General features: G+C 68.6%; 12 protein-coding genes and 1 pseudogene. 4 read left to right on the top strand and 9 right to left on the bottom strand.

The annotated features are described in order from the left end of the window. Window positions 1–142: 142 nt before the first annotated feature. From AC1D1G_RS34970 to AC1D1G_RS34955, 4 genes are read right to left on the bottom strand one after another with little or no spacing between them, the layout of a single operon-like run. Window positions 143–640, bottom strand: a complete 498-nt coding sequence (locus AC1D1G_RS34970) for a winged helix-turn-helix transcriptional regulator (RefSeq protein ID WP_095867104.1) — start codon at window positions 638–640, stop codon at window positions 143–145. A 41-nt stretch (window positions 641–681) separates the two neighbouring features. After that, window positions 682–954, bottom strand: coding sequence for a DUF6510 family protein (locus AC1D1G_RS34965; protein WP_005238458.1), 273 nt, complete (start codon window positions 952–954; stop codon window positions 682–684). 19 nt (window positions 955–973) lie between these two features. Then, window positions 974–1,741, bottom strand: coding sequence for a ferredoxin reductase (locus tag AC1D1G_RS34960; protein WP_477955683.1), 768 nt, complete (start codon window positions 1,739–1,741; stop codon window positions 974–976). Further along, window positions 1,731–2,330 carry a sulfite oxidase-like oxidoreductase gene (locus AC1D1G_RS34955; RefSeq protein ID WP_283331578.1) on the bottom strand — a complete coding sequence of 200 codons (600 nt, stop codon included), beginning with the start codon at window positions 2,328–2,330 and terminating at the stop codon, window positions 1,731–1,733. The genes AC1D1G_RS34960 and AC1D1G_RS34955 overlap by 11 nt, the downstream gene beginning before the upstream one ends. A gap of 107 nt (window positions 2,331–2,437) precedes the next feature. Here AC1D1G_RS34955 and AC1D1G_RS34950 point away from each other — a divergent pair, with 107 nt between their 5' ends. Both AC1D1G_RS34950 and AC1D1G_RS34945 read left to right on the top strand, forming a co-directional pair. Next, window positions 2,438–3,844 carry an MFS transporter gene (locus AC1D1G_RS34950; RefSeq protein WP_477955682.1) on the top strand — a complete coding sequence of 469 codons (1,407 nt, stop codon included), beginning with the start codon at window positions 2,438–2,440 and terminating at the stop codon, window positions 3,842–3,844. Between the two features lie 31 nt (window positions 3,845–3,875). After that, window positions 3,876–5,045 (top strand): thiolase family protein, encoded by a 1,170-nt coding sequence (locus AC1D1G_RS34945; RefSeq protein WP_477955680.1) that lies wholly within the window; start codon window positions 3,876–3,878, stop codon window positions 5,043–5,045. Between the two features lie 17 nt (window positions 5,046–5,062). Here the strand turns inward: AC1D1G_RS34945 and AC1D1G_RS34940 are convergent, their stop codons facing one another. Next, on the bottom strand, window positions 5,063–6,019 hold the full coding sequence (locus AC1D1G_RS34940) for a helix-turn-helix transcriptional regulator (protein WP_477955678.1): 957 nt from the start codon (window positions 6,017–6,019) through the stop codon (window positions 5,063–5,065). 63 nt (window positions 6,020–6,082) lie between these two features. On the opposite strand from AC1D1G_RS34940, the gene AC1D1G_RS34935 reads away from it, so the two are divergent. Further along, a complete protein-coding gene (locus AC1D1G_RS34935; protein ID WP_477955676.1) occupies window positions 6,083–6,544 on the top strand; it encodes a pyridoxamine 5'-phosphate oxidase family protein in 462 nt (153 codons plus the stop codon). A gap of 3 nt (window positions 6,545–6,547) precedes the next feature. Here AC1D1G_RS34935 and AC1D1G_RS34930 read toward each other — a convergent pair whose 3' ends face one another. The 4 genes from AC1D1G_RS34930 to AC1D1G_RS34915 all read right to left on the bottom strand — a co-directional run bounded on the left by AC1D1G_RS34930 (window position 6,548) and on the right by AC1D1G_RS34915 (window position 9,572). Continuing rightward, window positions 6,548–6,955 (bottom strand): hypothetical protein, encoded by a 408-nt coding sequence (locus AC1D1G_RS34930; RefSeq protein ID WP_477955674.1) that lies wholly within the window; start codon window positions 6,953–6,955, stop codon window positions 6,548–6,550. 69 nt (window positions 6,956–7,024) lie between these two features. Then, a complete protein-coding gene (locus AC1D1G_RS34925; protein ID WP_283331583.1) occupies window positions 7,025–7,951 on the bottom strand; it encodes a cation diffusion facilitator family transporter in 927 nt (308 codons plus the stop codon). 72 nt (window positions 7,952–8,023) lie between these two features. Continuing rightward, the gene (locus AC1D1G_RS34920) at window positions 8,024–9,091 is read right to left on the bottom strand and encodes an FUSC family protein (protein WP_005260036.1); all 1,068 of its coding nucleotides are present in this window, start codon (window positions 9,089–9,091) and stop codon (window positions 8,024–8,026) included. Window positions 9,092–9,155: 64 nt separating this feature from the next. Continuing rightward, window positions 9,156–9,572 (bottom strand): DUF3151 domain-containing protein, encoded by a 417-nt coding sequence (locus AC1D1G_RS34915; protein ID WP_005260038.1) that lies wholly within the window; start codon window positions 9,570–9,572, stop codon window positions 9,156–9,158. A 138-nt stretch (window positions 9,573–9,710) separates the two neighbouring features. On the opposite strand from AC1D1G_RS34915, the pseudogene AC1D1G_RS34910 reads away from it, so the two are divergent. Next, window positions 9,711–10,318 (top strand): annotated as a pseudogene (locus tag AC1D1G_RS34910) (Rv0361 family membrane protein); the annotation flags it as partial.

The raw sequence follows: 10,318 nt of genomic DNA, 5'->3' as shown, positions 1-10,318 counted from the left end.
GTCGTGATGATCGACGACACGACCGTCCGCACTCTTACACTCGACAGGACCACGCGTTACCAGAAACTGTCCTCAAAGTCCTGAGACATATCTGTCCTCCAAGTCCTGAGACATGACACAACCGCGGGCGGTTAACAAGTACTCACGGGCGGGACGCATCCTCTTCGGTGAAGTTGGGGGTCAGCCGCAGTTCCGCCAACGGCACCTCGCGGTCGGGGCTGCGGACCTCGACGCGCACAGCTTCGCCGGTCGCGTCGTCCCGCATCCCGATCGGCGCACCGCGCTTGCCCTGGAGGTACTTGTCGCCCCACTGCATCAGCGCGAGCACGGCAGGTAGAAGGTCACGCCCCTTCTCGGTGAGCACGTATTCGTAGCGGGTGCGCTGCCCGGGCTCCTTGTAGGGTTGCCGCTCGAACAGGCCCTCGGCCGTCAGTTCACGCAGCCTGGACGCCGCAACGGCCTCGGTGATGCCGACCCGTTTCGCGAAGTCGTCGAATCGCGTGGTGCCGTAGTAGGCCTCGCGCAGGATCAGGACGGCCGAACGCGTGCCGATCACGTCCATCGCCTTGCCGATGGAGCAGTGCGTCGCCCGCCAGGTGTCGCGATCTGCGAGAAAGCCGTCCAACCGTGCCGCGTCCATGCACCTCAGCATAGCTGACTTGCAAATTCCATAGTCAGCGCTCACAGTTTCCAGGACAGGTGCGACAGCCCGCTGGCGTCGAGCTCGAGCCCGCGCGGAGTCGACACCAGTCGCAGCAGCACCTCCTGACATCCCGGACACCGCACGACGACACCGGGCGCACGCGTATAGACGTGCACCGCCGCCATCGGTCCGTCGAGACCGCAGAACCGGCACTGCCCGGTCGCCGCGGTGAGGTCGTGAACGAAGATCTCCGCGAACGGCCCGCCGAGAACGTTCCCGTCCTCGAAGTCGTTGCCCTGCAACGTACTCATCGACAATTCCTTCCTCCGGTCACGGCCCCGAAGGACCGAACCTCTCGGTCTTGATGTCGTCCGGCGAGTGCCCGAGCGAGAGCAGCAGGCGAGCCGCCTCCTCGACGAATCCGGTGGGCCCGCACACGAAGCAGCGCGGGGCGAAGTCCGCCGGCCATCCCCATGCCGCGAGATCGGCGGCGGTGATCCGACCCGCCGGACGCCGCGGCGAGTCCTCACGGGTGCAGAGGACGAACGTCTCGACTCCCCCGTCGCCGCTCCCGGGCCGGTTCAGCTCGTCCGCGAACAATTCGTCGGCCTGCGTCCGGAGGGAGTACACGAGCCGGAACGGCGTGCGGTCGTGCCGGAACCGGCGCTCGCGAATCATCGACATCAGCGGCACGATCCCCGACCCACCCGCGACGAGAAGCACCGGCGCGCCGCCACCCTCGCGCGGCGACCACACGAACCAGCCACCGATCGGTCCGCGCACCTCGATCAGATTGCTCGCGGCGAACACGTCGGTCAGATACGGAGACACCTCACCGTCCGCCACCCGCTGGACGACCAACTGCAATCGCCACCCACCCGGTGAACGCTCGGCCGGCGACGCCAGCGAGTAACTCCGCTCGGTGGTGTACCCGTCGGGACCGGTCAGGCGGAGATCGACGTGCTGCCCGGCGCGATGCCCCGGCCAGTCCGGGACCTCGAGGACCAGTGCCCGCGCACTCGCCGTCTCGGGCCACGACTCGACGAGTTCCGCCACTCGCCAGCTGAGCACCGCCCGGCCCAGAAGTTCACTGGTCACCCTGATACCTCTGCTCCCGCCACGGGTCGCCGCGATCGTGGTACCCGAGCTGTTCCCAGAAACCCGGGACGTCCTGGGTGACGAGCTGGATCGACCGAACCCACTTCGCGGACTTCCACAGGTAGAGATGAGGCACGAGCAGACGGGCCGGACCCCCGTGCACCGGCGTGAGCGGCGCGCCCTCGTAGGTGTGCACGATCCACGCCTTGCCGCCGAGGATGTCGGAGACGGGAAGGTTGGTGGTGTAGCCGCCGTCGCATCCGACGAGGACGAATCCCGCGGACGTCTCGACGTCCGCGAACAGGGTGTCGAGGGAGACGCCCTTCCACGAGGTTCCGAACTTCGACCATCGCGTGACGCAGTGGAGGTCGACCGTCGGCCGCTCCTGCGGGAGCTTCATGAATTCGGCCCACGACCACTCGTGGCGCCGGCCGGTCTCGTCCGTCACGGTCAGCGTCCACGTCTCGGTCGGGACGCGGGGCGTCGGTCCTGCCGAGAGGACCGGGAAATCGCCGACCTCGTACTGCCCGGGCGGAAGAGAGTGCTCGCTGCGAGGTCTGCCGTGGAAGCCGGGGGTCAGAACAGCCATGCCTCACGTTAGGACCGCCGCGGGGGTCTTCGCAGCGCAAACCGGCGATCCGAGGCGCCCATCACACCTGACTTGCGTTAGTCATAGTCAGGTGTAGATTGCTGACTATGGCCCTCAATAGTCAGGTGCGTGAGGAAGTGCGGGTCGGCCCGCTCCTCACCGTCCTCTCCGGCGCGCCGTTCGTCGCCAGCCTCGATCTGTTCGTCGTCAACGTTGCGTTCGGCGACATCGCGGCGAGCTATCCCGGGTACAGCCTCGGCGACCTCAGCTGGGTGCTGGGCGGCTACGCGATCGTGTTCGCCGCACTCCTGGTTCCGCTCGGACGCTGGGCCGACCGCGTCGGCCGCCGGCGCGGATTCCTTCTCGGGCTGGCGCTGTTCACCGCGGCCAGCGCGGCATGCGCGCTGAGCCCCTCGCTGTGGCTGCTCGTCGCCTTCCGACTCCTTCAGGCCGTCGGTGCGGCCGCCCTGACCCCAGCCAGCCTGGGACTGCTCATCAGCACGGTCCCCGAAGCCAGACGTGCGGGCGCGGTCCGGATCTGGGCCGCGTCGGGTGCCGCGGCCGCGGCCTTCGGACCCGTGGTGGGTGGCCTGCTCGTCGAGGCGTCGTGGCGCTGGGCCTTCCTGATCAACGTCCCCATCGGAATCGCGTTCCTGATCGCCACCGTCCGGTTGGTCCCCGACTTCCGCCCGACCGCCCGCGACGCGGACCTCGACCTGTTCGGGGCTGCACTACTGACCGTCGGTATCGGCGCCCTCGCACTCGGACTGGTCCAGGGACCCGACTGGGGATGGGGCGACCCCCGAATCGCGCTCGCCTTCACCGTCGCTGCCGTGTCCGTCGCACTGTTCTGGTGGAGCAACAGCCGACAGCGTGAGCCGCTCATCGAACCCGCCATGCTGAAGGTGCGCACGTTCGCCTGGTCGAACGTGACCGCGCTCGCGTTCAGTGCCGCCTTCGCGGCCGGTCTGCTCGCGAACATCCTGTGGCTGCAGCAGGTGTGGGGCTACTCCGCGCTTCTGACGGGTCTCGCGATCGCGCCGGGCCCGTTGATGGTGCCGGTGTTCGCCGTGGTCGGCCAGTTCCTGTCCCGCACGTTCTCGGCCGCAGCGCTCACCGCGGCGGGTAGCGCCCTGTGGGCGGCCGGCGCCGTGCTCGTCCTCTCGTCCGTCGGGAGGGAACCGCAGTATGCGTCGGAACTGCTGCCCGGCTGGATGATCGCGGGTGTCGGGGTCGGACTGGCGTTGCCGACGATCCTGTCGTCCGCCACCGCCGGACTACCGCAGACGCGCTCGGCCACCGGTAGCGCCGTCGTCACCATGAGCCGTCAGGTCGGAACCGTGCTGGGCGTGAGCATGCTGGTCGCAATCCTCGGCACGACCACCGGTTACGCAGACACCCACTCCGCCTTCCAACTCGCCTGGTCGGCGGTGGCCGCGGTGGCCGTCGTCGCCGCACTCACCGCCACACGGATGAATCCACCCCGTGAGCACTTGTCAACCGCCCGCGGTTAATAAGTACTCACAGCACCGAAAGGGAACCATCATGAGAGACGCCGTCATCGTCGAGGCCGTCCGCACGCCGATCGGTAAGGGCAAGCCCTCGGGCGCCCTGCACGGAGTGCACCCCGTCGACCTTCTCGCCCACAGCCTGTCGACCCTCGTCGAGCGCACGGGAATCGATCCCGCGCTGATCGACGACGTCATCGGCGGCACCGTCACCCAGGTCGGGGACCAGAGCCAGAACATCACCCGCAGTGCGCTTCTGGCCGCCGGATTCCCCGAATCCGTGCCCGGCACGACCGTCGACCGGCAGTGCGGCAGCAGCCAGCAGGCCGTTCACTTCGCCGCGCAGGGCGTGATGTCGGGTGCCTACGACATCGTCGTCGCCGCCGGTGTCGAATCGATGGGCCGAGTTCCGATGGGATCCAGCAGCATCGGACGCGAATCGATGGGCATGGGCTTCGAGCGCCGCTACCCCGACGGCCTCGTCCCGCAGGGAATCAGCGCCGAACTCATCGCCGCCCGGTGGGGACTGTCCCGCACCCAGCTCGACGAGTTCGCCCTGCGCAGCCACCAGAAGTCCGCGGCGGCAACGAGTGCCGGGAACTTCGCGAAGGAACTCGCCGTCCTGCCGGAGCTGAGCGTCGACGAGGCCATCCGGCCGGACACGACGCTCGACGCACTCGCCGGCCTGCGACCGGCCTTCCGCAGCGACTTCTACGAGGAGCGGTTCCCCCAGATCGACTGGTCGATCACCGCGGGCAACAGCAGTCCCCTGTCCGACGGAAGTGCGGCGCTGATGATCACCACGAGTGAGATCGCGGGACGCCTGGGACTGCGCCCGCTGGCCCGGCTCCACAGTTTCGCCGTCGTCGGCGACGACCCGCTGATGATGCTCACCGCCGTCATTCCCGCGACACGCAAGGTGCTGCAGCGCAGCGGACTCGACATCTCCGACATCGACCTGTTCGAGGTCAACGAGGCGTTCGCGTCGGTGGTCCTGGCCTGGGCGGCAGACACCGGAGCCGACCTGGACCGCGTCAACGTGCACGGCGGCGCTATCGCGCTCGGACATCCACTGGGGGCCAGTGGCGCCCGCATCATGACCACGCTGGTCAACGCGATGGAGCAGCGCGGGGCCCGGTTCGGGCTGCAGACCATGTGCGAGGCCGGCGGACTCGCCAATGCCACGGTGCTCGAACGACTCGTGTGACGCGGCAGTAGTCCACTTCAGCCGTTTAGGCGGGCGATCGCGTCCCCCACCACACGCAGCGACTCTCGCAACGAGTGCGGCTGGAGCACTTCGACTCCCCCGCCGAGAACGGTCAACTGCTCGAGCGCCACGTCCTCGGCCTCGAGCACCAGGTCGACGGTCACCCAGCCGTCGTCGTCCGGCGTTCCGGCTTCGACCCGTGCGGCCTCCACACCGACTACCCGGGGCAGCCGGCGCCACGACGCGGGCGACAAGCGCACCCGGCACCGGAAACGCAGGAGCGCACGATCGAATTCGGCCACCGACGCCGACCACCACGCACCCAGATCGAAGTTGTCGGGCCGCACCGCCGCTTGTTTCAGCACGGTCGCGTCACTGATCCGCGACACGCGATACGACAGCGTCCGTCCGCGGTGCTGCGCAACGAGATACCAGACACCGGCCTTCGCCACCAGCCCCAGGGGGTCGAGAGTTCTTGCCGCCGAACGGCTCCCCTTGCGGTAGCGGATGCCGAGGCGCCGACCCTCGAGCACCGCGGACGCCACCACCGGGAGCTCACCGTTGTCGCGTGGTCCGTCGAACCAGCCGGGGGCGTCGACGTAGAGGCGATCCCGCCACAGCTGAGCCCCGGCGCGCAGCGGGACCGGCAACGCCCCCAACAGCTTCGACTGCGCCGCAGCGGTGACGTCGCGAAGACCGAGATCGTCGGCGATCGACGGGACACCGAGCAACATCAACGCGGACGTCTCCTCGCCCGTCATGCCGCCGAGTTTCGACTGCCAGCCGTCGAGCAACCGGATTCCGCCGCCGGGCCCGCTCTCCGTCCACAACGGCACACCGGCCGCCGACAACGCCGTGACGTCGCGATACACGGTGCGGACCGAGACCCCGAGTTCGTCCGCGAGTTGCTGCGCGGTGGCCCCGCGACTGCCCTCCAGACGGAGCATGACCTCGACGAGCCGACTCGAACGCATGCTCCGATTCTAGTGAAAATCCCTGACAGTAGATGTCAGGGATAGGAGAACACACTGGTCGGCATGACCAACTGGACGCAGTTCGAGACCGAAGCACCCGACCTCGCCAAGGCTGTCGCCGCACGCTTCGAGGCGCACAAGCACCACGTACTCGCGACGCTCCGCAAGGACGGTTCCCCGAGGGTGAGCGGCACCGAGGTCGAGTTCTACGAAGGCGCGTTACTGCTCGGCTCGATGGTTGGTGCACGCAAAGTACAGGACCTGCAACGCGATCCGCGATTCTCTCTCCACAGCAACCCCGGTCACCACACGATGGACGGCGGCGACGCCAAGATCAGCGGCCGCGCACAGGAGATCCTCGGGGAACGCAAACTGCAGATCCTCGCGCACTACCCCGACGAGATCCCCGAGGCGGACGTCTTCGAACTCGGCCTCGACGAGGTGGTGCTCGCCACCGTCGACGGCGACCACCTGTACGTCGATCTGTGGCGACCGGGTGCGGAGGTCACCCGGTTCACCAAGTGACGGTCACTGCGTGACGGCGAATCCGAAGCCGAGGGGGCAGGCCTCGAGCGGCCCCTTCGGCCCGTCGGGGTCGTAGGTTCCGCCGGGAATCAGGTGTCCGGTGAAGCCGGGCAGTTCGCGTTCGACACCCTCACCGTTCGTCAACGGCCCGGACGAGCCGATCGTCGGCGCCTGGCCGCCGATGTTCAGGTAGGTCACCTGAGCGTCGGTCGTGGCCTTTTCCGGCCCCTCGAACTCCCACTCGACCTGGTTGCCTTCCTTTTCGACATCGAGCGTCGCGGCGGGTTTACAGTTCGCCAGCGGGTCGGGCATGAACGGCGCGGCGGAGGCGGTGGCCGGTGCTGCGAAGAGGGCGGCCGCACCGAGTGCGGCAACGGCGACGGGTCGTGCGAACGCTGCGAGAGTGGACATGGTGTTCCCTTTCGTGAGTCGTCCCGCAACGATTTCCCGCCGCGATACCGGACGAAACAGACAGGGCGCCTACCAGGTGACGTTCTCGGCGCAGTGGCGTCCGTTGGCGGTGGATTCCACCTGCACTGTCGCGTGCGAGAGCAGGTGGCTCTCGAGGACGGTCCGCGCCGATTCGAGGACGACGGACGAGTCGGCGTCCGTGGTGAGGTGGACGGTGGCCACGTCCATTCCCGTCGTGAGCGTCCATATGTGGAGGTCGTGCACGCCGGTGACCCCGGGTAGCGCTTCGAGGTCGGCCTGGACCGATTCGACATCGACGTCCTCGGGGGACGCCTGCGTGAGGATGCGCAGCGACGCGGCGGCGAGTTTCATCGCCCGCGGCACCACCCACAGCGAGATGAGGACACCGACGATGATGTCGGCGTAGGTCCAGTCGAACGCCAGCACGACGCCGCCGGCGATGAGCACGCCGACGCTGCCGACGGCGTCCGCGAGCACTTCGAGGTAGGCGCCGCGGACGGCCAGGCTGTCCTTGGAATCGGCGCGCAGCATCAGCATCACCACGAGGTTCGCGGCGAGTCCGACGGATGCGGTGAGGATCAGCGCCATGCCGGGAAGGTCGGGGGCGTCGCCGATGCGGGAGATCGCCTCGTAGAACACCCAGACCGCGACGGCGAGCAGCATCGCGGCGTTGGCCATGGCCGTGAGCACTTCGGCGCGATGCCAGCCGAAGGTCCGGGCCGCGGTGGCACTGCCCTTGCGTGCCAGGAGAAGTGCGACGAGACCCATCGACATTCCGACGACGTCGGTCAGCATGTGCCCGGCGTCGGCGAGCAGCGACAGCGAGTTGACGGTGAGACCGACGACGACCTCGAGAACCAGGAACGCGAGGAGGATGACGAGAGCGATCACCATGCGGCGGATCCGACCCCGCGACGGGCCTACCTCACCGCTGCCTTGCGTATGGCCGTGCGAATGGCCGTGACCGACTCCCATGGGTGAGCCTCCTCCCGAGTTGTGCCGATCATATGCGTACATACGCATATGTTCAACAGCGTGCTCGGGCGGTCAGAGCTCGGGACGATAGGCCGGCTTCTCCACGGTGGGCGGCAGGGTGGCGATGGCCGAGATGCGTTTCAGCCCTGCAACCTGCAGAAGGTCGACGGTCAGCGACCGGATCTGCGCGAAGACGACCGTGGCCGACAAGCCCGCGTTCTCCACCAGTTCCGGTTTCAGTCCAGACGCCACCGAACGCAGCACTCGCGCCGCCTCTGCCTGATCGGGTTGCTGACCGGGGTCGGCGAGTGCCATCTGCCGGAGGGTTTCCAAGGCGTGGGCGAGTTTCTCCACCTGGTCGACGAGCCGTGGGTTGAGGATCTCGTCGTCACGCACCAGCGTGAGCGAACGCCGCGCGAGAACCCGGATGTTGCGCAACGCATTGTCGAGTGGGTCCGCGGCCGCGGTGAGTCGTTCGAGCCGGCCGCGGGTGTTCCAGTACAGCGGCGAGATTCGGCTGATCTCACGGCCGCCGGCGAGGTGGGTCCGCAGCGTGTCGATGGACGCCTGCGTTGCCCTCGCCTTTTGGAGGGCCTTCTCGATGGGCTTGTCGTCGTTGGCCACCAGACCGTCTGCCACCAGCTGCATCACCTCGGACGCCGTCCCGAGAACGTTCGCGGCGTACTTCCGCGCCCGCCCCACGGGATGCGTGGGGATCAGCGCGACGACGGCGATCCCCACCAGACCACCGGTCAAGGCGTCCACCATGCGGTCGATACCGGCGGTGCCGCCGGGTGGCAGCAACGTCGCCACAAGCACCGCGGAGTTACCCGCCTGCATCGAGAAGATCGGTCCGCTGTTCAGCAATACGGCCGCGGACATCGCCAGGATCACGACGAGAGTGATCTGCCAGGTACCGCTCCCGATGACGGAGACGATGAGGTCGCCGACCCCGATCCCGATCGTGACACCGGCCACCAACTCGACGGAACGGCGCAGGCGGGCGCCGAGAGACAGCCCCAGCGACACCACCGCCGCGATCGGCGCGAAGAACGGCGTCGGGTGACCGATCACCACCGTCGCCACCCACCAGGCGGCGCCGGCAGCGATCGCGCACTGCAGGATCGGCAGTGCCGACACCCGCAGTCGCTGGGCCGAAGTCCTCAGCCCGTCCCGGCCACGGACTTTCGCCGAGCTGAGGGCGCTAACCGACGCCAAGCGCTTCGGCGGCTCGGGGATCGCAGTCCTCGAGCAGATCGAGGCACCGCGCGTACTCGTCCGTTTCGCCGATCGCCTTCGCCGCCTTCGCCAGCACGGCGACGCACCGGAGGAAACCACGGTTGGGTTCGTGGCTGTACGGAACCGGGCCGAAACCCTTCCACCCGTTGCGACGCAACTGGTCCAGTCCACGGTGGTACCCGGTGCGCGCGTAGGCGTACGCCGCGATGGTCTCGTCGGCCTGGAGGGCCGCCTCGGCCAGGTAGGCCCATGCGATGGATGCGGTGGGATGGGCGGCTGCGACGGAAGCCGGATCCTCGTGGTTCAACAGGGCCGACTCGGCCTCGTCGTCCCCGGGGAGCAGCGTGGGCTGTGGTCCGAGAAGGTCACCGAAAGACGTCATGCGCCTATTGTGCCCCCGCCGCGGCGCCGTCACTGCGTCGGCCCGCGTCCGCGACGCGCCCTGTCGCGGTCTCCGATGACGCAGGATGTCGTTAGGCTGCCCCCAACGTTCATTTCTCTGCAGACCGAGGGGCAGCGAGTGCAGGACCCGAAGAAAGACGAATCGACTCAGAAGCCGGCCGCGGACACACCGTCCGGCCCGGCCGCGGCCGGCACCACCGCCGGCAAGGGTGCCGACGGCGCCGACGCGACCGCGAAGCCTGCGAAGACCGCGCAGCCCGCGGCGGACGCAGAGCCCGCCGCACCGAAGTCGCCCGCGCCGAAGCCCCCGCAGAAGAAGGCGCCCGAGAAGGTAGCAGAGAAGAAGGCCGACGAACCGCAGCCCGAATTGCCCAAGCCTCCGGCACCACGCCCACGAGCCGAGACACCTCAGGCCGGCCCGGACTCTGCCGCGAAACCCGTGGACAAGGCATCCGAGGYGGCCACCACCGCGATCCCGACGCAGAAGAGCGTGCCGGCAGCGGGCGACGCCGCGACCGTGAAGATGCACCGCGCAGCGACCACACAGACCCCGCAGGGGCAGGGGCAGGCGACACCGCCGTCGGACGACGARACGGTCGCGATCCGCGTGACGAAGCCCGCCGTCCCGGCGACGCCGCCGCCGCCCCGACCTGCCGCCGCCCAGGCGAACCAGCCTCAGAACGCGCGGCCCGTGCCCCCGCCGCCCGCTCCCCCGCGGCCGGCGTC

The organism is Rhodococcus sp. P3_B8 (assembly GCF_056402775.1).
This window is presented reverse-complemented; position numbering and strand designations above follow the sequence as displayed.